The organism is Streptomyces sp. NPDC031049, from assembly GCF_055571015.1.
Genome location: NZ_JBVIGC010000002.1, coordinates 81,816 through 102,180, shown reverse-complemented (window position 1 = coordinate 102,180; position 20,365 = coordinate 81,816). Strand labels below are relative to the sequence as shown.

The following is a 20,365-nucleotide window of genomic DNA, read 5'->3' as shown; positions in this document are numbered from 1 at the left end:
CCCCCGCCTGTGTGCGTGTCCGTGCGCGGTGGGCACGGCAGCCGTCCCCACCGCTATGAACCCTACGCGCCACCACTGACAACGCCCCGCCGCCTGGGGCGGGTTCGGCGGCGGTGTCAGGCGCCGGTCACCACCGCGGCCTGCGGGCGGATCGGCAGGCGGTTCACCGGGCGTCCCGTGGCCGCGCGCACGGCGGAGGCGACGGCGGCCGGGGAGGCCACCACCGGCGCCGCGCTGACCGCCTTCGCCCCGAAGGGCGCGACCACGTCCCGCTCCTCGACGAGCCTGACGATCCGGATGTCCGGCGCGTCCAGGGCGGTCGGCAGGGCGTAGCCGGTCAGGTCCGGGTGGCGGACCAGGCCGCGCGGGCTGCGCAGGTTCTCGGTGAGCGCGATGCCCACGCCCTGGGTGACGCCGGCCTCGATCCGGGCGGTCAGCTGGGCCGGGTTCAGCACCCGCCCGACGTCCTGGGCGACGGCGAGTTCCACCACCCGCACGGACCCGATCTCGATGTCGACGTCCACGACCGCGCGGATCGCGCAGAAGGCCATGCCCACGAAGGCGTCGCCCTGCCCGGACTCGTTCAGCGGCTCGGTGGGGTGCGGGCGGCACTGCGCGGTGGCCCACAGCTCCTTGCCGTCCAGCGCCTCGGTGACCGTGGTCGACAGCACGCCGTCGTACGACGTGATCTTGCCGTCGGTGATCTGGAGCAGCTCCGTCGACATGCCGAACTTGTGGGCGAGCGGCTGGAGCAGCTGGGTGCGGACCATCTTCGCCGCGCGTTCCACCGCGCCGCCCGACACCCACGTGTGGCGGCCCCGGCAGCCGGGGCCGGCCGGGGGCTGGTCGGTGTCGACGGGCGCCACGTGCACCTCGTCCACCCCGAGCGTCTCCTGGACGATCTGCCGGGCCAGCGTGGAGAAGCCCTGGCCGGTCTCGACGGCCGCGCACAACACGGTCGCGACGCCGTTCTGCACCTTCACGGTGGCCGTGGAGACCTCGTCGGCGCCCTCCGCGCCGAGCATGTGCACCATGCCGATGCCGTAGCCCACGCCGCGGCGCACCGCGCCGGGTTCGCCCGCGCCCTCGGGTCCGCCGGGCAGCAGCCACTCCTCCTCGGGCGTGTCCTTGGGCAGCGGCGGCAGGGGGAAGTCGCGGACCGCCTGGAGGAGTTCGGCGACCGGGGCCGGGCAGGTCACCGTCTGGCCGGTGGGCAGCACGTCGCCGGTGGCCATGACGTTGCGCAGCCGCACCTCGGCCGGGTCGAGGCCCAGCTTCTTGGCGATCTTGTCCATCTGCGCCTCGTACGCGGCGCACACCTGCATGGCGCCCTCGCCGCGCACATGGCCCGAGGGCGGGTTGTTGGTGCGCACCGCCCAGCCCTCGATGAACGCGTTCGGCACGACGTAGGGGCCGCAGGCGAACGCCACGGCCGCGGCCAGGGCGTCGGAGGAGGTGTCGGCGTAGGCGCCCGCGTCGAGCAGGATCTGCGCCTCCACCTTCACCAGCCGGCCCTCGCCGTCCGCGTGGTGGCGGTAGCGCAGCAGGGTGGGGTGGCGGTGGGCGTGGCCGAGGAAGGACTCCTCGCGCGTGGCGGTCAGTTTCACCGGGCAGCCGGTCTTCAGAGCCAGCAGGCCCAGCGGCAGCTGGAAGCCCTGGTCCTCGCGGTCGGAGGTGGCTCCCGGCACCCCGGTGACCACGATCTTCACCCGTTCGGGCGACAGGCCGTAGCAGGCGGCGGCCGTGTCCCGGTCGGTGTGCGGGTCGGTGGAGGCCAGGTACAGCTCCACGCCGCCGTCGGGGCGCGGCACGGCGAGACCGGCCTCGGCGCCGATCGGTGCCGGGTCCGCGCGGCCGATGCGGTACAGGCCCTCGACGACGATCTCGCCGGCCGCCTCCGGGTCGCCGTGCCTCAGCGGGATGTGCCGGATCAGGTTGCCGTCGGGGTGCAGCGGCTCGGCCTCGAAGGCCTGCTCGGGGTCGGTGACCGGGTCCAGCACCTCGTACTCGACGATGACGGCGGCGGCGGCCATCCGCGCGGTGTCGGGGTGGTCGGCGGCGACGGCGGCGATGGGCTCGCCGTGGTGCCGTACGACCTCGGAGGCGAAGACGGGACGGTCGGCCCGCCCGCGTCCGTGCAGCGCCGCACCGGGCACGTCCTCGTGGGTGACGACCGCCCGCACGCCGGGCATCTCGCGGGCGTGGCCGGTGTCGATGGACACGATGCGCGCGTGCGGGTGCGGGGAGCGCAGCACGGCCGCCCACAGCAGGCCCTCGGCCCACAGGTCGGCGGCGTAGGGGAAGGTGCCCTCCGTCTTGGCGCGCGCGTCGGCGGGCGGCAGGGAGGCGCCGAGGCCGTGCGGGATCGGTTCGGGGGCGGGTGCTGCCTCCGCGGCCTCCGCGGTGGCTGCTTCGTTGCTCACGCGTGGCCTCCGTCCTGGCCGTACGGCGAGTCGCCGTGGGGGTGGTCGTGCGGCTGGTCGTACTGCGGGTCGTGCGGTCCCGGGGAGCCGGGAGCGTCGGACCGGTCGAACGCCGACCGGTGGACGCCGCCCGCGCCCGGACCCGCCTGGTGCGGGATGCGGGGCTCGCCGTCGCCGGCGCCGGGCGTGTCCTGGCCGTCCGCGGTGCCGGACGCGTCGGCCGCGGCGTGCGCCTCGCGCTCGGCGACGACCTCCTCGACGGCCCGCAGGACGCCACGGTAGCCCGAGCAGCGGCACAGGTTGCCGCACAGGGCCTGACGGGTCTCCAGGGAGGTCGGCGCCGGGTTGCCCTCCAGCAGGTCGTGCACGGTCATCGCCATGCCGGGCACGCAGAAGCCGCACTGCACCGCCCCGCACCGGGCCAGCGCCCGCTGCACGTCCGAGGGCTGTCCGTCGGCGGCCAGGCCCTCGACGGTACGGACCTCGCTGCCGGCCGCGGTCACCGCCGGGACCAGGCAGGAGGCGACGAGCCGTCCGTCGACCTGCACGTTGCAGGCGCCGCACTCGCCCTGTGAGCAGCCGTCCTTGGCGCCCGCGAGGCCGAGCCGCTCGCGCAGCACGTACAGCAGCGACTCCCCGATCCAGGCGTCGGTGACGGGCCGGTCCGTGCCGTTGACGCGGAGCACGTACGAGGCGAGGGGGTGCTCCTCGTGGTGCCCGGTGACGGCCGGGTCGGAGCCGTCGGGGGCGGACGCGGACACGGCGCCCTCCGGGCGGGACTCGGCGCCGGGTCCGCCCTCGGCGCCTGGCCGGGCCTCGGGGGTGAGTCCGCCCTCGGCGGCGGGCCGGGGCTCGGGGGTGGTCCGGGCGCCCGGGCCGGGCCGGGCGGCGGGGTCCGGGGTGTGCGCGGCACCGCGCGCGTGAGCGGTGCCGGGCCCGCGGTCCGCGCCGGGGCCGGAATCAGTCTCGGGGTCGGCCGCGGTCTCGGGGCCGGACCCGGCCCCGGAGCCGGACCCGGCCTCGGCACCGTGGCCGGCTTCGGCCGTCCCGTCGGTGCCGGGGGCACGGTCGGCGTCGGGGCCGTAGTCGGTGTCGGAGTCACGGCCGGCGTCGGGCTCACGGCCGGCGCCGGGGCCCTGGTCGACGTCGGCCTCACGGCCGGTGCCGTGGCCGTAGTCGGCATCGGGCCGACGGTCGGTGCCCGGGCGGTAGGCGGTGTCGGGCTCACCGCCGGGCCCGGGGCCGTAGTCGGCATCGGCCCCGCGACCGGCGTCACAGCCATGGTCCGCGTCGGCCCCACGACCGGCGTCGGGGCCGTGGTCGGTGGCGCGGCCGTGGTCGGCGTCGGAGCCATCGTCGGTGGCGGGCCGGTGGTCGGGGGCGGGGCCGGGCTCGGGCCCGGGTTCCGCCGGGGACCCGTCCTCGGGGCCGTCTCCGGAACCGCGCCCGGACACGGGCCGCGGGCCGGGTCCGTGACCGCCGTCGCCAAGGTGCCCGGCGTCGGGGCCGGGCCGAGGCGCGGGGTCGGCCCCGGAGTCCTGGGAGGCACCGGCGGCCGGCTCGGCGCCGGTCCGTCCCGCCCGCTCCTCCGGCCCGGACTCGGTCGTCTCGACCGGATGCGCCGCCTCCGCCCGTTCCCCGGTCCCGGGGCCGACGGAACCGACGGGTCCGGAACCCGGTCCGGCCGGGTCCGGGAACGACCCGGCCGACTGCCCGGCGGGGTCCTCGGCCGCCGCCTCGGCGCCCTCCCGCTCCCCCGCCGCATGCTCGGCGGGGTGCTCCGGCGCGGGCGGGGCGGAGCACGGCTGCCCCACCTCCTGGGTGGCCCAGGGCGCGGGGGCGCCGCCGGGCAGGGTGGCCGGGGCGGTGCCGCTCCACTGGTCGGCCAGCGAGGACGTGGTGAACTCGCCGGACTCGTCCGGCAGCTCGCCGCCGGCTACGGGGATGGACCACTGCCCGGTCACGTCGTGGCCGGGCGCGCCGCTCACGGCGGAGCCGTCGCCGGCCGTGTCCTCGGCGGCCGGGGCGGCCTGGGAGAAGTCCCAGTGTCCGGTGGCACCCTGCTGGTACGCGAACCCGTCGTCACCGCCGTAGTGCTGCCCGGCCGCGCCGTACGGGTCCTGCTGCCGGTAGGCGGCGCCGGCACCGTACGGGTCCTGCTCGTACGGGCCCGGCCCATACGGGCCGGGGGCCTGCGAGGCCGGCGCGTGCGGGTCCGGTGCCTGCGCGTCCGGGGCGTGCCACTGGGCGCCGTCGACCGGTGCGGACGGCATCGCCCAGGTGCCGGTGGCCGCCGGGTCGGTGCCGGTGGTGGCGGGGGTGACCGTTATCTGCGGGGGCGTGTAGCCGTGGCCGGGCGCGGCGAGCGGGCTCTCATGCGCGTCCAGCAGCGCGTCGACGCCGCCCTCGGGGAGCTGGACGAAGGCCGTGGCGCCGTCGTCGTAGTCGCCCTGGGGCAGCGGGTCCCAGCGTCCGCCGCCCTGGGCGGCGCCCTCCGGGTGCCGGTCTCCGTGCTGGTCGTCGGTCACGTCAGCGCCCTCCCCAGTGCTCGTCGGGCCAGCGCGGCGACGGTGCGCCGCAGATGCAGTACGGCGGGCGGAAGCTGTTGCGGGGAGCCGTCCTCGGCCGGGGCCGGGTCGGGGATGCAGGCCGCGGCGACGTACTCGCCGAAGGCCTGCACGGCCTCGGGCACGATCGCGCGGTTGTTGTCCCAGTCGATGAGCCCGCCGACCCACTGCTCGGCTTCCAGGGGCCGCAGCGGCATCGGCGCGATGGCGCCGACCGCGCACCGCACGCCGCGCCGGGCCGGGTCGAGCACCAGCGCCACCGAGGCGACCGCGCGGCCAGGCCCGGTCCGGCCGGTCGCCTTCAGGAAGACCTGCGGGGCGTGCAGCAGCGGCACGCGCACATAGCCGATGAGTTCGCCCGCGCGGAGCATCTCCATGCCGGCCAGCAGGTGGGACACCGGGATCTCCCGGCGGGCTCCGTCCGGGCCCGCGATGATCAGCGTCGCCTCCAGGGCGGCCAGCACCGGCAGCGCGTCACCCGTGGGGGCGGCCGAGGCGATGTTGCCGCCCAGGGTGCCCGCGTTGCGGATCTGCGGCGGTCCGGCCGCGCGGGCGGCGGCGGCGAGCGCCGGGATCAGGGCGGCGAAGTCGGGCCGGCCCATGCGCGCGTGCGTGAGGCCGGCGCCGAGCAGTGCGTGCCCGTCCTGGTACTGCCAGCCGCGGATCTCGCTGATCCGGCCGAGACCGACCAGGGCGGCGGGCCTGAGCTGACCGGAGTTGACGGCGGTCATCAGGTCGGTGCCGCCGGCCACGGGGACGGCCGCGGGCACGGCGGTGAGCGCCGCCACGGCCTCGTCCAGCGTCGTGGGCAGCGTGACGGCCTGCGCCGCCTGCGGTGCGTGCGTGCTCAAACCGGCTGCCCCTTCCCGCTGTCCCACCAGGTCCCGCCTGTGCTGCCGTACGGTACGTGCTGACAGGGCGGACGTGGCAACTCTGGCACATCTTCGCAGGGCCCGGACGCGGGGGTCCGCTAGGAGGTGTTCGCCCACCTCATCGGTGACATGGCCGGTTTTCGCACGCCATCCACACGGTTTGACGGTGCTGTGCGCATTGGCACTCTTCGGTGAAGATTGCGGCGGTCTTCGTGGAGTTGTTCGCAGGGCGGAGCCGGTCCTGCGCGTCCGGAGGCGGAGCCCGTCCTACGCGTCCGGCGGCGGGCCGTCGACCGGCCGGCCGAGCACCCCGGGGCGGCGCTGCCACGGCAGCGGCCCGGCGGGCGGCCGGTAGGCCACCCCGAGGGCGTCGAGCCGTCCGTAGTGCGCGGTCATCCGGCGTTCGAAGTCGGCGAAGTCCCGCTCCGCGGGCGGCGGCAGGGCACTCCACGCGACCTCGGCGAAGGCGGCGAGCCGGGGGAAGACCTGGTAGTCGACGCGCGAGGCGTTCTCCATCACCTCGGTCCACACGTTGGCCTGGGTGCCCAGGACGTGCCGGGCCTCCTGAGGCGTCAGCGCGGCCGGAACGGGCTCGAACCGGTAGACGTCCTCCAGGGTGCGCACGAACCCGATCGGCACCGGCTCGTCGGGACCCGCGTCCTGCCGGTGGTCGAGATACACGTGCTGCTCGGGGCACATGACGACGTCGTGCCCGGCCCGGGCCGCGGCGATCCCGCCGGCGTACCCGCGCCAGGACGACACGGCCGCCCCGTCGGCGAGGCCGCCCTCCAGGATCTCGTCCCAGCCGATGAGCCGGCGCCCGCGGTCGGCGAGCCAGCGGTCGAAGTGCCGGATGAACCAGGACTGGAGCTCGTCCTCGTCGGCCAGCCCGAGTTCCTGGATGCGCGCCTGCGCGGCGGGTGAGCGCCGCCACTGGTCCTTCGGGCATTCGTCGCCGCCGACGTGGACGAACTCCGAGGGGAAAAGGCCGAGGACTTCCTCGAACACCCCCTCGTAGAAACGCAGGGTGGTGTCGGTGGGCGCGAGGACGTTCGGCGAGACGCCCCAGGTGTCCCAGACGGACAGGGCGGCGGTGTCGACGACATCGGTGTTGCCGAGTTCCGGATAGGCGGCGATGGCGGCCTGCGAGTGTCCGGGCACGTCGATTTCGGGGACGACGGTGATGTGCCGTTCGGCGGCGTAGGCGACGATCTCCCGGATGTCGTCCTGGGTGTAGTGACCGCCGTGCGGCTTGTCCTCCCACAGCGGTGAGGCCCGGTGACCGAATTTGGTGCGGGCCCGCCAGGAACCGGTACGCGTCAGCTCCGGGTACCGCAGGATCTCGATGCGCCAGCCCTGATCGTCCGTCAGGTGGAAGTGGAGGACGTTGAGTTTGTGGGCGGCCATGAGATCCAGGTAGCGCAGGACGCCGTCCTTGGGCATGAAGTGCCGGGCGACGTCGAGCATCAGTCCGCGCCAGCGGAAGCGGGGCGTGTCCCGGATCTCGGTCGCCGCCAGCCGCCAGTGCCGGCCGGGCAGCGGAGCGCGCCGGAACGCGTCGGGGCCGAGCAGTTGCCGCAGGGTCTGGGCGCCCCAGAAGACGCCGGCCGGACCACCGCCGGCCAGGCGCACGCCGTCCGGTACGACGGTCAGGCGGTAGCCCTCGGCCTCCAGGCTCGCGTCCAGGCACAGGCGGACGGTGTCGCCCTCCCGCTCCCCGGGGGCCAGCGGCAGGCCGGTGGCCGCTCCGAGGGTGGCGCGCAGCCAGCGTTCCGTCCCCTCCGTGCCGGGCCGGGCCAGCACCCGGGTGCCGGGGCCCAGGGCGAAGAACCCGCCCTCGGGGCCGCCCCCGGGGGCCGCCGTCGACCACTTCGGCCGGGGAATCAGATGCGTCATGGCAGTCTCAGTCCTTCACCGCTCCGCCGAGGCCGGAGACGAGTCGTCGTTGCACGAGTACGAAGAAGACCAGCACCGGGATCGTCATCACCGTGGACGCCGCCATCACCCCGCCCCAGTCCGGGTCCTCCGGTTTGTAGAAGACCAGCAGCGCCATCGGCAGCGTGGACTGGGACGTGTCGCTGATGATGAAGGACTTGGCGAACAGGAAGTCGTTCCAGGCCGAGATGAAGGAGAACACACTGGTCGCCACCAGCCCCGGGAAGACGAGCGGGAAAAGGATCTGCCACAGGAATCGCGCCCGGCTCGCGCCGTCCAAGTAGGCGGCCTCCTCCAGGGCTGGTGGAACGGCTTTCACGAAGCCCCGCAGCATCCAGATCGCGAACGGCAGCGAGAAGGCGATGTGCGGCAGGATCAGTGAACCCAGCGTGTTCAGCTGGCCGAAGTCCCGCATGAGGAAGAACAGCGGGATCGTGAGCGCTTCCACGGGCACCATCTGGGCCACCAGGAACATGATCAGCAGGGTGGTCCGGAAGCGGAACCGGAAACGCGTCACGGCCGTCGCGGCGAGAAACGCGATCAGCGCGGAGGCGATCACGACGGTGCCCGCGACGAGCAGGCTGTTGAGAAAGTAGCGGCCGAATTCCTGCTGCTCGAAGACCCTTCGGAAGGAGTCGAGGGAGGGCGCCGACGTCCAGGGCCTGGGCTCGGTCGACTCGATCTCGCCGGCCGGCCGGAAGGCGCTGAGCACCATCCAGTACAGCGGGAAGGCGACCACGACGGCGGTCAGGAGCGCCACCGCCTCCGCCGCCGACCGCCACGGGCGGCGCACACGGACCCGAAGAAGATTCACCACTCCTCCCCCTGGCGGCGCAGCAGCCGCAGGTACACCAGCGTCACGGCGAGCAGGATCAGCAGCATGACGACGCCGATCGCGGAGCCGAGGCTGTACTGCGAGGACGCGAACGCCTTCTGGTAGGCGTACACGTTGAGGACGAGGTTCTGGCCGGCGATGCCGCCGCCGTTGGTCATGACGTAGATCTGGGTGAAGACCTTGAAGTCCCAGATGACCGACTGGATGGTGACGACCACCAGGATCGGCCGGAGCATGGGCGCGAGCACCGACCGCCAGATCCGCCACTGCGAGGCGCCGTCCAGCGCGGCGGCCTCCAGCACCTCCGTCGGCACGGCGCGGATGCCGGCGTAGACGGTGACCATCACGAACGGGAAGGAGCACCAGACCACTTCGAGCAGGACGAGGAGGAAGGCGCTGTAGCGCCCGTACGTCCACGAGTGGTCGCCGAGGCCCAGCAGCCGGTTCACGGGCCCGAAGTCGGGGTCGAACAGCAGCAGCCAGACCGTCGACCCGGTGACCGCCGGTGTCGCCCACGCCCCCAGCGCGGCCAGCATCAGCGCCAGCCGGGGCAGGGCGCGCACGCGGGTGAGCAGCACGGCGAGGGCGCACCCGACGGCCAGCGTCGAGACGACACAGGCGGCGGCGAAGACGACGGTGGCCAGGAGGACCTGCCAGAACTGCGGGTCGCCGAACAGCTCGGCGTAGTTGCCCAGCCCCCGGAAGCCGGTCGGCTGCCCGCCGCTGACCTGGGCCTGGGTGTACTCCAGGAGGGAGATCAGCCCCAGCTGGTAGATGGGATAGACGAGCAGCCCGCCGAGGACGACGAGCGCGGGGGCGAGATACAGCCAGGGCGTGGTGGCGCGGCGTGCGAAGGAGCGCGGGGCCGTGCGGGACGGGCGGCCGGCGCCGCGCGGGCGCGCCGGACCGCGGCTCACCCGCTTCCGCGCGCCCGCCGCGTCCACCGCGTCCACCGCGCCCGGCGAGCTGGTGGGCACCCCCGTCATCCGGCGGAACCGAAGGCGTCGTTCATCTTGCGGGCCGCGTCCGCGGAGGCCGCCGCCACGTCCTTCTTGCCGCTGACGATCTCCTGGAACATGGTCGGCAGCACCGCCGAGGAGTCGATCTGCGCCCAGGCGGGAGAGGCGGGCACGAACTTGGTGCCGGAGGCCAGCGTGTCGACGAACGGCTTCACGAACGGCTCCCGCGCCGCGGCCTGCCGCCGCACGTCGGAGAAGGTCGGCAGGAATCCCATCGCGTCGAACAGCTCCGCCTGCGTCCGCTTCGACGCCAGCCGCTTCATCAGGTCGACGGCGAGGCTGCGGTGGCCGGTGCTCTTGAGGACGCCGACGTTGTTGCCGCCGGCGAAGGCCGGGGCGGTCGAGCCGGGCTCGACGCCGGGCAGCGGGACGACGGCGTACTTCCCCTTGGCCTTCCCGGCCTCCACGGCCTGGCGGCTGAAGTCGCCGCCGATCGCCATGGCCGCCTTGCCCGAGGCGAACGCGGTGACGGTGTCGTTGCCGCCCATCCCGGCGCACTTGGCCGCGGGGCAGTTGTCGTCGCCGAAGAGGGAGGTGTACGCCTCGATGCCGGTGCGGGCGGCGGCGCCGTCGAGGGCGGAGGCGTACGAGGCGCCCTTGCCGGTGGCGAGTTCGCCGCCGTGGGCCCAGATGAAGGGCAGCGCGCCGTAGGTGTAGGCGCCGCCGACGGCGATGCCGTAGAGGCCGGGTTCGGCGGCGCGGATGCGCTTCGCCGTGGACGCCAGCTCCTGGAGGGTCCTCGGGGGCTTCAGTCCCAGCTCGTCGAAGACGTCGGTGCGGTAGTAGAGGGCGCGTACGCCGACGAAGAGCGGGGCGCCGTAGATCCGGTCGTCCACGGTGACCGACTGGCGGGCGGTCGGGTCGGTGTCCGCGGCCTCGTCCCAGGCGCCGAACTCCTCGGTGACGTCCAGGAGGCCGCCGTCGCGCACATAGCCGGCGGTGTCGGTGTTGCCGTACTCGATGACGTCGGGGGCGCTGCCGGGGTCGTTGAAGGCGGCCTTGATGCGCTGGGCGCGGGTCTCGACGGGGATGTACTCGACGGTGACCTCGGTGCCCTCGTGGGCCTTCTCGAAGCCGGCCAGGACCGCGTCGACGACCTCTTCCTTGGGCTTGTTGCTGACCTCCTGGAACAGCCAGACCCGCAGGGTGCCGGTCTTGTCGTCCTTGCCGGACGAGGTGTCGGAGGTCTGGGGCGCACAGGCGGTGACGAGGACGGTGGCGGCGGCCAGGAGCACGGCCGGCCGGAGGGAGAGCTTCATGGAGAGATCCTCCAGGCGTTGCAACATACGCAATGACGGTTTCGCTCTGCACAACTCCGAGGAGGCTAAGGACTCCATGAACATGTCCACAAGAGGTCTCCACCACTTCGTGACACACAAAGGCCCCCGGAGCGCGCGCGAACGCGCTCCGGGGGCCTCGCAGGTCTCGGCCGGGCGGGGCGGGGGCTACTTCTTGTCGCCGCCCTTGCCCTCGTCGCCGCCGGCGCTCATGGACTCGTAGATCTCCTTGCACATGGGGCACACCGGGTACTTCTTCGGGTCGCGGCCCGGCACCCAGACCTTGCCGCAGAGCGCCACGACGGGGGTGCCGTCGAGGGCGCTCGCCATGATCTTGTCCTTCTGGACGTAGTGGGCGAAGCGCTCGTGGTCGCCGTCGCCGTGGGACACCTGTGGCGTCGGCTCTACGAGGGTTCCCGTACCAGTCCCGCGCTCGGGCTCGAGAGTGCTCATAAGTGCCAAGGGTACTGAAGCTCACACACTTCAGTTGAGCGACGGGTCGTCCGGGTACGTCGCCACCATCGCCAGCTCGTTGCGCTGGCGGCGCAGCACTTCCCGCCAGAGCCGCTCGGGCGCCGGGGAGGAGACGTCACCGGGTTCGGACTCCACCACGTACCAGGCGCCGTCGGTCAGCTCGTCCTCCAGCTGGCCGGGGCCCCAGCCGGCGTACCCGGCGAAGATCCTGAGCGAGCCCACGGCGGAGGCCAGCAGCTCCGGCGGGGCCTCCAGGTCCACCAGGCCGATCGCGCCGTGCACCCGGCGCCACCCCAGCGGGGCGGTCTCACCGTCGGTGTCGCCGGGGACGACCGCGACGCCGAGGGCCGAGTCGAGGGAGACCGGGCCGCCCTGGAAGACGACGCCGGGCTCGCCGGCGAGATCCGCCCAGCCCTGGAGGATGTCGCCCACGCCGACCGGCGTCGGACGGTTGAGGACGACACCGAGGGAGCCCTCCTCGTCGTGGTCGAGGAGAAGCACCACCGCGCGGTCGAAGTTCGGGTCCGCCAGAGCGGGTGTGGCCACGAGCAGCCGCCCTGTGAGCGAGGACACCTCGGTCATGGCAGACATGATCCCGCATGTTGTCCGCCGATGGGGAGGCAATCGGGGCACGGGGGTGAGGGGCAGGTCAGGCGCACCGGTGCAGCCCACGCGCACGCGCGCCGGCCGTGACCGCACGTGCCCGCTACCCAACGGTTCGTGTTGTGACAGAGCTATGACGGACCAGCGCGGTCCGCGGGCTTACTGAAGGGGGGTGGAGGGCGATTACCCTTTCCCTCCTGGCCCCTGCCCAACCCCACGGAACGCGAGATTCATGACCGTCAACGGCGCTGATGACGTACTGCTTGTCCACGGCGGGACCCCGCTGGAGGGCGAGATCCGTGTCCGCGGTGCGAAGAACCTCGTACCGAAGGCCATGGTCGCCGCGCTGCTCGGCAGTGCACCGAGCCGGCTGCGCAACGTGCCGGACATCCGCGACGTGCGGGTCGTACGCGGACTGCTGCAACTGCACGGGGTGACGGTCCGTCCGGGTGAGGAACCGGGCGAGCTGGTGATGGACCCGACGCACGTCGAGTCCGCCAACGTGGCCGACATCGATGCCCACGCGGGTTCGAGCCGCATCCCGATCCTGTTCTGCGGGCCGCTGCTGCACCGCCTCGGGCACGCCTTCATCCCGGGCCTGGGCGGCTGCGACATCGGCGGCCGGCCCATCGACTTCCACTTCGACGTGCTGCGGCAGTTCGGCGCGACCATCGAGAAGCGGGCGGACGGGCAGTACCTGGAGGCCCCGCAGCGGCTGCGCGGCACGAAGATCCGGCTGCCGTACCCGTCCGTGGGCGCCACCGAGCAGGTGCTGCTGACGGCGGTGCTCGCGGAGGGCGTCACGGAGCTGTCCAACGCGGCCGTGGAGCCCGAGATCGAGGACCTGATCTGCGTCCTGCAGAAGATGGGCGCGATCATCGCGATGGACACCGACCGGACCATCCGCATCACGGGTGTGGACAAGCTCGGCGGCTACAACCACCGCGCCCTCCCGGACCGCCTGGAGGCCGCGTCCTGGGCGTCGGCGGCGCTGGCGACCGAGGGCAACATCTACGTCCGCGGCGCGCAGCAGCGGTCCATGATGACGTTCCTGAACACCTACCGGAAGGTGGGCGGCGCCTTCGAGATCGAGGACGAGGGCATCCGCTTCTGGCACCCGGGCGGGCAGCTGAAGTCCATCGCCCTGGAGACGGACGTCCACCCCGGTTTCCAGACCGACTGGCAGCAGCCGCTGGTGGTGGCGCTGACGCAGGCCACGGGGCTGTCCATCATCCACGAGACGGTCTACGAGTCCCGCCTCGGCTTCACCTCCGCGCTGAACCAGATGGGCGCCCACATCCAGCTCTACCGCGAGTGCCTCGGCGGCTCCCACTGCCGCTTCGGCCAGCGCAACTTCCTGCACTCCGCGGTCGTCTCCGGCCCGACCAAACTGGAGGGCGCCGACCTGGTCATCCCCGACCTGCGCGGCGGCTTCTCCTACCTCATCGCGGCCCTGGCCGCGCAGGGCACCTCCCGAGTGCACGGCATCGAGCTGATCAACCGGGGCTACGAGAACTTCATGGAGAAGCTCATGGAGCTGGGCGCGAAGGTCGAGCTGCCGGGCAAGGCACTCGGCTGACGGCGTCACGACGCCGATGGGGCGGTCACCCGAGTCCGGGTGACCGCCCCATCGGCGTTGTGACGTGCGCCCCGAAAGGGGCGCGGGGAACTGCGCGACACGCCACGGCGTCGCCGCGCCCGCCCACGGCCCGCAGGCCGCACGGCGGTCCGCGCAGTACCCGGCGCTCGACGCGGAGCGCTTACTTGCCCTTGGCGGCTTCCTTGAGCTTGCTGCCCGCGGAGACCTTCACGCTGTAGCCGGCCGGGATCTGGATCGGCTCGCCGGTCTGCGGGTTGCGGGCGGTGCGAGCGGCACGGTGGGTGCGCTCGAAGGTGAGGAAGCCGGGAATGGTGACCTTCTCGTCGCCCTTGGAGACGATGTCGCCGACGACGTCGGCGAACGCGGCCAGCACGGCGTCGGCGTCCTTGCGGGTCACCTCGGCGCGGTCGGCCAGCGCGGCCACCAGCTCACTGCGGTTCATGTTGTTACTCCCGTGTTCTTCTTGCCGTTGCGGCGTGCCACGCGGCCAAGCCGCATGATGGGCACGGCCAAGCCGATGCTGCCAGGGTCCCCGGTGAGGTCCCGGACCCGGGTCCGTCGTCAGACCCTCGCGCCCAGGGAGGCATCCTGCCTCCACCTGCGGCGGTAAAGCCAATCCGGCACCCCCAGGAGTCGTGAGAACACCCTTGGGAGTCACACGATGAGAGGGCCTGAGCCTGGCCGCCACATTAGAGGGCCGTCCGGGCCGGCCGGTTCCGCGACGCGCCGGTACGGCGGCCGTGAAGATCCTCACAGCCGCCGCGGCACCCGGTCCTAGGCCGTCGCGCCCGCCGCCTTCGCCGCCTCGCGGACCGCGCCGGCGACGGCACCGGCGACCTTGTCGTTGAAGACGCTGGGGACGATGTAGTTGGGGTTCAGCTCGTCCTCGGTCACCACGTCGGCCAGCGCCTGCGCGGCGGCCAGCATCATCTCGGTGTTGACCGTGCGGGACTGCGCGTCCAGCAGACCGCGGAAGACGCCCGGGAAGACCAGCACGTTGTTGATCTGGTTGGGGAAGTCGGAGCGGCCCGTGGCCACAACGGCCGCCGTCTGACGGGCGATTGCCGGGTCGACCTCGGGGTCGGGATTCGCGAGCGCGAAGACGATGGCGCCCTCCGCCATGGCGGCCACGTCCTCGCCGTCGAGGACGTTCGGGGCCGAGACGCCGATGAAGACGTCGGCGCCCTGCACCGCCTCCTTCAGCGTGCCGGTGAGGCCCTCGGGGTTGGTGTTGTCGGCGATCCAGCGCAGCGCCGACTCCGGGGCGGCGTCGACCAGGTCCTCGCGGCCGGCGTGCACCACGCCGTGGATGTCGGCCACCACGGCGTTCTTGACGCCGGCGGCGAGCAGCAGCTTGAGGATCGCCGTACCGGCCGCGCCGGCGCCGGACATGACGACGCGTACGTTCTCGATGCCCTTGTCGACCACGCGCAGGGCGTTGGTGAGGGCCGCGAGCACGACGATCGCGGTGCCGTGCTGGTCGTCGTGGAAGACGGGGATGTCCAGGGCCTCGCGCAGCCGGGCCTCGATCTCGAAGCAGCGGGGGGCGGAGATGTCCTCCAGGTTGATGCCGGCGAAGCCCGGGGCGATGGCCTTGACGATCTCCACGATCGCGTCGGTGTCCTGGGTGTCCAGGCAGATCGGCCAGGCGTCGATGCCGGCGAACCGCTTGAACAGGGCCGCCTTGCCCTCCATGACCGGCAGGGCGGCCTTCGGGCCGATGTTGCCCAGGCCCAGCACCGCCGAGCCGTCCGTCACGACCGCGACGGAGTTGCGCTTGATGGTCAGGCGGCGGGCGTCCTCGGGGTTCTCGGCGATGGCCATGCAGACGCGGGCCACGCCCGGGGTGTAGACCATGGAGAGGTCGTCACGGTTGCGGATGGGGTGCTTGGACGCCATCTCGATCTTGCCGCCGAGGTGCATGAGGAAGGTGCGGTCCGAGACCTTGCCCAGCGTGACGCCCTCGATGCCGCGCAGCTTCTCGACGATCTCGTCGGCGTGCGCGGTGGAGCTGGCCGCGATGGTGACGTCGATCCGGAGCCGCTCGTGGCCGGAGGCGGTGACGTCGAGGCCGGTCACCGAGCCTCCGGAGGACTCCACGGCGGTGGTGAGCTGCGAGACGGCGGTTCCGCCCGCGGGCACCTCCAGCCGGACCGTCATCGAGTAGGAGACGCTGGGCGCCGTTGCCATGGCCGACTTCCTCTGCTTTCACCGTATGGCTGTGTTGTGCCGTCCGATCGTCGCACCTACCGCCCAGTACGTGTTAGCCGCCCCGGATTGCGAACGTTTTGTTCGCGCACCGCACGGAGAGCGATGGCCGCCTTTCGGAAAACTACTTCCACCATACGAGAAGTTCCGGGTCGACGGAAGAGGGGTGGCGGAGGCGGACGGAGGGACGGCGGGCGCGGGAAAGAATGCTCCGGACAGGGGAATGGCCCTACGGCGATCGTTTGTTACCGTGGACGTGGCACCGGCCCGATCCAAGCCCCCGGGCCCAACCTTCGTCGCTTCGAGCGACCACTTGCCGCGAGGCGAGCATGGCGGGTCGGTGCCACTCGGACATCACGCGTGAGGCCCGCACCGACGACGGTGCGGGCCTCGGCGCTTCCGTGCCGGGTGATACGCGGCTCAGTCGCGCAGCAGGTCCGGCACCCCGGCCGCGTCCGGCTCGTCCCGCTCACCGGAGACCACCGTCAGCTGCTGGGTGGCCCGGGTCAGCGCCACGTACAGCACCCGCAGCCCGGCCGGCGACTCGTCCGCGATCTCGGCCGGCGAGACCACCACCGTCGCGTCGTACTCCAGCCCCTTGGCCTCCAGGCTGCCGAGCGCCACGGCCCGGTCGCCGAGCCCGTCCAGCCAGCGGCGGGCCTCCTCGCGGCGGTTCATCGCCACCACGACGCCGACCGTGCCGTCGACCCGGTCCAGCAGCCGCACGGTCTCCTCCCGGACGGTGCCGGCGAGCGACGCCCCGGCCACCGCGAAACGCGGCCGGACGCCCGTGGAGCGCACCGCCGACGGCGACTCGGAGCCCGGCATCGCCAGGGCGAGCACCTTGGCGGCCAGCTCGGCGATCTCGGCCGGGTTGCGGTAGTTCACGGTCAGCCGGAAGCGGCGCCGGGGCCGGCTGCCCAGGGCCTCGTCGCGGGCCTCGGCCGCCTCCTCGGGGTCGGACCAGGAGGACTGGGCCGGGTCGCCGACGATCGTCCAGGTGGCCTGCCGGCCGCGGCGGCCGACCATCCGCCACTGCATCGGCGTCAGGTCCTGGGCCTCGTCGACGATGACGTGGGCGTACTCGGTGCGCTCCTGCGCCAGGCGCTCGGCGCGCTCGCGCCGGCTCTCCTCGCGCTGCGGCATCAGCTCCTCCAGGCCGGTGAGCTGGTCCAGCGGGTCCAGCTCGCGCGGGCGGCGCGGGCGGGCCGGGGCGCCGAGGATGGCCTGGAGCTCGTCGAGCAGGGCGATGTCGTGCACGGAGTAGCCGTCGCGGCGCAGCGAGCGGGCGACGCGGCGCACCTCGCCGGGGTTGAGCACCCGGCGCGCGTAGCGGCCCAGCCGCCGTTCGTCGGCCATGGCCGCGAGCACCGCGGCCGGGGTCAGCTCCGGCCACCAGGCGTCCAGGAACGCGAGGAAGGAGTCCTCGGCCGAGACGTCCTCGTCGAAGGAGGCGCGCAGTTCGGCGGCCAGCTCCGGGTCGGTGTGCCGGGCCGCGGCGCCGGACCGCTCCCACAGGGCGTCCAGGAGCAGCTTGCGGGCGCGCGGGCGCAGCAGGTTGACGGGGGCGGTGCCGCCGAGGGCGGCGCGGCGGATGCCGGCCAGTTCCTCGGCCTCCAGTTCGAGCCGGCGGCCGAAGGCGACGACCCGCAGCCGCTGCGGCGAATCGTTCAGCTCCAGGGCTCCGCGGGCGGCCTTGCGCAGCACCTTGAGCATCCGGGCGGAGCCCTTGGCGCGGGCGGTGGCCGGTGAGTCGTGGAGCGTGGCTGCGGCGCCGTCGACGAGGGAGCCGATGGCCCGGATGGCGACCTGGCCCTCCTCGCCCAGCGAGGGCAGCACGCCCTCGGTGTACGCCACCAGCAGCGGGGTCGGGGAGACGATCAGGATGCCGCCCGCGTACCGGCGCCGGTCCTGGTAGAGCAGGTACGCCGCCCGGTGCAGGGCGACGGCGGTCTTGCCGGTGCCGGGGCCGCCCTCGACGTAGGTCACGGACGCGGCGGGGGCGCGGATCACCTGGTCCTGCTCGGCCTGGATGGAGGCGACGATGTCCCGCATGGTGTGGGTGCGGGCCCGGCCGAGGGCGGCCATCAGGGCGCCGTCGCCGATCACCGGCAGTTCCTCGCCGTCGAGGCGGGCCGTGATCTCGGGGCGCATCAGGTCGTCCTCGACGCCGAGCACGCGCCGCCCCTTGGAGCGGATGACCCGGCGCCGGACCACCCGGCCGGGGTCGACCGGCGTGGAGCGGTAGAAGGGCGCGGCGGCGGGCGCCCGCCAGTCGATGACCAGTGGGGCGTAGTCCGCGTCCAGGACGCCGATGCGGCCGATGTGCAGGGTCTCGGCGATGTCGGCGGTGTTGTCCGGCCGCACCGCGCCCTCGGCGGGCTCGACGGCCGTGTAGGCGCCGTCGGGGCCCTTCTTGCCGTCCTTGCCGGACAGCAGGTCGATCCGGCCGAAGAGGAAGTCCTCGAACTCGTTGTTCAGCCGGTTGAGGTGGATGCCGGCCCGGTAGACCTGGGCGTCGCGCTCGGCCAGCGCGCCGGGCGTGCCGACCTGGCCGCGCCGGACGGCGTCGTCCATGAGGAACTCGGCCTCGTGGATCTTCTCCTCCAGGCGGCGGTACACCCGGTCCAGGTGTTGCTGTTCCACGCTGATCTCTCGGTCGCGTACGGAGTCGTGAACCGAGCCGACCGCCGAGTCCTGTTGCGCCTGTGCGGCCACCGGGCCCCCTTCTGACGTGCTGGGCAGCCGTCAACCGTACGCGAAGGGGGGCACCGGAGGCTACGGCTCACCGCCCGTCGGGCGGCGGGGCGGGGCCGAACGGGCACCGGCTCCCCCGGCCGGACGCGCGGGAGCCGGCGCACCGGCGATGCTCACCGGCCGCCGCTCTGCCGAGCACCCGGCTGTGGGACCGGACCCGCCGGCCCGGCCTACGCGTCGACCTCCACCAGCTTCTGGCCGTCGAAGGTCATGACCTCGAAGTGATCGATCTGGTTGGGCTCGAAGGCGGCGCCGCCGTGCACGTAGAGCGGCTTCTTGGCCTGCTCGGTGGTGGCGTTCGGGATGCCGTAGCCCCAGTCCGGGACCGACCAGGAGGTGACCGTCTCGCGTTCGCCGTTCTTGCCCACGGCGATCAGGGAGCACTTCTCGGGGCCCTTGACGTTCTTCAGCTCCAGGACCGCGTGGGTGCCCCAGGCCTTCTTCTCCAGCGCGACGGTCGCGCTGACCTGGGTGGCCGGGTCGGTGGCGCTGACCCGGTCGGGCATCGCGGCGAAGGCGGACGCGGCGGGTCCCGCCTCCGGGGCGGCCTCGGTCGTACGCCCCGCGCCACCGCCACCGCCGCCGTCGTCGCCGGTCGTCGCCACCGCCGCGAAGGGACCGCCGATGATCAGCGCGGCGGCCGTGCCCACCAGGTAGAGGTTGCGGCGCTTCTTGCGGGCGCGGCGCTCGGCGACCTCGTCGACGAGTTTCTCCGACAGCCGCGGGCTGGGCCTGGCCGACAGCGACTCGGCGATCGCGGGCGTCCCGGCGCCCGGCAGGTCGGCGAGGGCGGCCAGCATCGGCTCCATCCCGGCCAGTTCGTCGAGTTGCTGGGCGCACCACTCGCAGCCGGCGAGATGCGCCTCGAACGCGGTCGCCTCGGCATCGTCGAGGATGCCGAGGGCGTAGGCGCCGACGGTCTCGTGTTCGTTCGGCACCGGTGCTCCCTGCGTGGGGCTCATGGGTCCAGAGTTACCCGTGTCACCCGGGCGGTATCCATCGAAGCCCCCGTATCCGCTCGTCACGCCGTCACCCCCCGCTCCTCCAGTGCCAGCTTCATCGAGCGCAGGGCGTAGAACACCCGCGAGCGCACGGTGCCGCTGGGTATGCCCAGTGTCTCGGCCGCCTCATTGACGGTACGCCCCTTGAAGTACGTCTCGACGAGGACCTCCCGGTGGGCCGGGGTCAGGTCGTCGAGCGCGTCCGACAGCGTCATCAGCCACAGCGCCTTGTCGATCTCGTCCTCCGCGGGGATGACCTCCAGCGGCGACGGATCGACCTCCTGCGGCCGGGCCTGCCGGCTGCGGTGGCCGTCGATGACGATGCGCCGGGCGACCGTCACCAGCCAGGGGCGTACCGAACCGGTCGCCCGATTGAGCTGACCGGCGTTCTTCCAGGCACGGATGAGCGTCTCCTGCACGACGTCCTCGGCGCGCTGCCGGTCCCCCGCGACCAGACGCAGCACGTACGCCAGCAGCGGGCCGGCGTGCTCCCGGTACAGCGCACGCATCAGCTCCTCGTCGGGTTCCGAGGGCTGGGAGGACATGCGATGTCGGGCCCTCGCTCCACGTTCCTTGGCCACGACGGGATCCTTGCGCACGCCCACCTCCGATGTCCGGGGGTTCCCCCGAGTCGGTCGCTCGCCCATCCGGTACGGACGCCGGGCGCCGGGTGTTCAAAGGGAGGTGACAGTTTTCTCCGGGGGGCGTGACGAGAGGGACATGGCGCCACAATCCCCCCGCATTCTCTTCACCCTTCGGCCGTCCCGCCCGACCGCCTTGCCCGCCCCCCGGGC

The 20,365-nt window shown here is 73.3% G+C and carries 15 protein-coding genes; 1 reads left to right on the top strand and 14 read right to left on the bottom strand.

What is annotated here, in order from left to right:
* Positions 1 to 116: 116 nt before the first annotated feature.
* The 9 genes from ACZ45Q_RS03900 to ACZ45Q_RS03860 all read right to left on the bottom strand — a co-directional run bounded on the left by ACZ45Q_RS03900 (position 117) and on the right by ACZ45Q_RS03860 (position 11,984).
* The gene (locus tag ACZ45Q_RS03900; protein ID WP_468254490.1) at positions 117 to 2,423 is read right to left on the bottom strand and encodes a xanthine dehydrogenase family protein molybdopterin-binding subunit; all 2,307 of its coding nucleotides are present in this window, start codon (positions 2,421 to 2,423) and stop codon (positions 117 to 119) included.
* The gene (locus ACZ45Q_RS03895; RefSeq protein WP_468254488.1) at positions 2,420 to 4,951 is read right to left on the bottom strand and encodes a 2Fe-2S iron-sulfur cluster-binding protein; all 2,532 of its coding nucleotides are present in this window, start codon (positions 4,949 to 4,951) and stop codon (positions 2,420 to 2,422) included. Before ACZ45Q_RS03895 ends, ACZ45Q_RS03900 begins: the two co-directional genes overlap by 4 nt.
* Positions 4,948 to 5,841: an FAD binding domain-containing protein gene (locus tag ACZ45Q_RS03890; protein ID WP_468254485.1), complete on the bottom strand. Its 894-nt coding sequence runs from the start codon at positions 5,839 to 5,841 to the stop codon at positions 4,948 to 4,950. The genes ACZ45Q_RS03895 and ACZ45Q_RS03890 overlap by 4 nt, the downstream gene beginning before the upstream one ends.
* A 288-nt stretch (positions 5,842 to 6,129) precedes the next feature.
* Positions 6,130 to 7,758, bottom strand: coding sequence for a beta-N-acetylhexosaminidase (locus ACZ45Q_RS03885; RefSeq protein WP_468254484.1), 1,629 nt, complete (start codon positions 7,756 to 7,758; stop codon positions 6,130 to 6,132).
* A 7-nt stretch (positions 7,759 to 7,765) separates the two neighbouring features.
* Positions 7,766 to 8,611 (bottom strand): carbohydrate ABC transporter permease, encoded by an 846-nt coding sequence (locus ACZ45Q_RS03880; RefSeq protein WP_468254483.1) that lies wholly within the window; start codon positions 8,609 to 8,611, stop codon positions 7,766 to 7,768.
* On the bottom strand, positions 8,608 to 9,618 hold the full coding sequence (locus tag ACZ45Q_RS03875; protein ID WP_468254481.1) for a carbohydrate ABC transporter permease: 1,011 nt from the start codon (positions 9,616 to 9,618) through the stop codon (positions 8,608 to 8,610). The genes ACZ45Q_RS03880 and ACZ45Q_RS03875 overlap by 4 nt, the downstream gene beginning before the upstream one ends.
* Positions 9,615 to 10,910: an extracellular solute-binding protein gene (locus ACZ45Q_RS03870; RefSeq protein WP_468254479.1), complete on the bottom strand. Its 1,296-nt coding sequence runs from the start codon at positions 10,908 to 10,910 to the stop codon at positions 9,615 to 9,617. Before ACZ45Q_RS03870 ends, ACZ45Q_RS03875 begins: the two co-directional genes overlap by 4 nt.
* Positions 10,911 to 11,096: 186 nt before the next feature.
* On the bottom strand, positions 11,097 to 11,381 hold the full coding sequence (locus ACZ45Q_RS03865; RefSeq protein WP_359202821.1) for a DUF3039 domain-containing protein: 285 nt from the start codon (positions 11,379 to 11,381) through the stop codon (positions 11,097 to 11,099).
* Positions 11,382 to 11,411: 30 nt separating this feature from the next.
* A complete protein-coding gene (locus tag ACZ45Q_RS03860; RefSeq protein ID WP_468254475.1) occupies positions 11,412 to 11,984 on the bottom strand; it encodes a YqgE/AlgH family protein in 573 nt (190 codons plus the stop codon).
* A 253-nt stretch (positions 11,985 to 12,237) separates the two neighbouring features.
* Between ACZ45Q_RS03860 and murA the strand changes: the two genes are divergently transcribed.
* A complete protein-coding gene (murA, locus tag ACZ45Q_RS03855; protein ID WP_468254474.1) occupies positions 12,238 to 13,584 on the top strand; it encodes a UDP-N-acetylglucosamine 1-carboxyvinyltransferase in 1,347 nt (448 codons plus the stop codon).
* A 181-nt stretch (positions 13,585 to 13,765) separates the two neighbouring features.
* Here murA and ACZ45Q_RS03850 read toward each other — a convergent pair whose 3' ends face one another.
* The 5 genes from ACZ45Q_RS03850 to ACZ45Q_RS03830 form a co-directional block, all read right to left on the bottom strand.
* Positions 13,766 to 14,047, bottom strand: coding sequence for an HU family DNA-binding protein (locus ACZ45Q_RS03850; protein WP_003990598.1), 282 nt, complete (start codon positions 14,045 to 14,047; stop codon positions 13,766 to 13,768).
* Between the two features lie 332 nt (positions 14,048 to 14,379).
* Positions 14,380 to 15,795 (bottom strand): NAD-dependent malic enzyme, encoded by a 1,416-nt coding sequence (locus ACZ45Q_RS03845; protein WP_468254472.1) that lies wholly within the window; start codon positions 15,793 to 15,795, stop codon positions 14,380 to 14,382.
* Positions 15,796 to 16,233: 438 nt separating this feature from the next.
* Positions 16,234 to 18,531, bottom strand: a complete 2,298-nt coding sequence (locus tag ACZ45Q_RS03840; RefSeq protein WP_468254470.1) for a HelD family protein — start codon at positions 18,529 to 18,531, stop codon at positions 16,234 to 16,236.
* Between the two features lie 209 nt (positions 18,532 to 18,740).
* Complete coding sequence (locus tag ACZ45Q_RS03835; protein WP_468254469.1) at positions 18,741 to 19,532, bottom strand: anti-sigma factor family protein; 792 nt, start codon at positions 19,530 to 19,532, stop codon at positions 18,741 to 18,743.
* Between the two features lie 59 nt (positions 19,533 to 19,591).
* The gene (locus ACZ45Q_RS03830) at positions 19,592 to 20,176 is read right to left on the bottom strand and encodes a sigma-70 family RNA polymerase sigma factor (RefSeq protein ID WP_468254466.1); all 585 of its coding nucleotides are present in this window, start codon (positions 20,174 to 20,176) and stop codon (positions 19,592 to 19,594) included.
* Between the last annotated feature and the right edge of the window lie 189 nt (positions 20,177 to 20,365).